General features: G+C 57.3%; 1 protein-coding gene and 1 pseudogene. Both read right to left on the reverse strand.

Annotation, left to right across the window (positions count from 1 at the left end; all coding sequences use genetic code 11):
• Window positions 1–159 (reverse strand): annotated as a pseudogene (locus ACUU1M_RS20565) (plasmid mobilization relaxase MbeA); the annotation flags it as partial.
• Window positions 149–472, reverse strand: a complete 324-nt coding sequence (locus tag ACUU1M_RS20570; protein WP_000955997.1) for a MobC family plasmid mobilization relaxosome protein — start codon at window positions 470–472, stop codon at window positions 149–151. The pseudogene ACUU1M_RS20565 and the gene ACUU1M_RS20570, both read right to left, overlap by 11 nt.
• Window positions 473–506 lie beyond the last annotated feature (34 nt).

The following is a 506-nucleotide window of genomic DNA, read 5'->3' on the forward strand; positions in this document are numbered from 1 at the left end:
GTATTTCTTCGCAAATGGCGTGGCATCGATGAGTTCCCGTACTTCTTCCGGATTACCCTGAAGCACCGTTGCCCCTTCCCGGTTTCGCTCCCTTCCCAGCAGGTAATCAACCGGACCACTGCCACCACCTTTTCCCCTGGCATGAAACTTAACTATCATCCTGCACTCTCTGTTCCCTGACCACCTGCCGTAAGCTGCGCAACTCTCTCTCGATGGCCATCAGTGCGGCCACCACCTGAACCCGGTCACCGGAAGACCACTGCCCGCTGTTCACCTTCCTCGCTGTCTGATTCAGGTTATTCCCAATGGCGGCCAGCTGACGCAGTAACGGCGGTGCCAGTGTCGGCAGCTTCCCGGAGCGTGCAACCGGCTCACCCAGGCAGACCCGCCGCATCCATACCGCCAGCTGTTTACCCTCACAGCGTTCCAGTAACCGGGCATGTTCATCATCAGTAACCCGTATGGTGAGCATCCTCTCGCGATTCATCGGTATCATTACCCCATAA

Source organism: Shigella sp. SIG6, assembly GCF_053555815.1.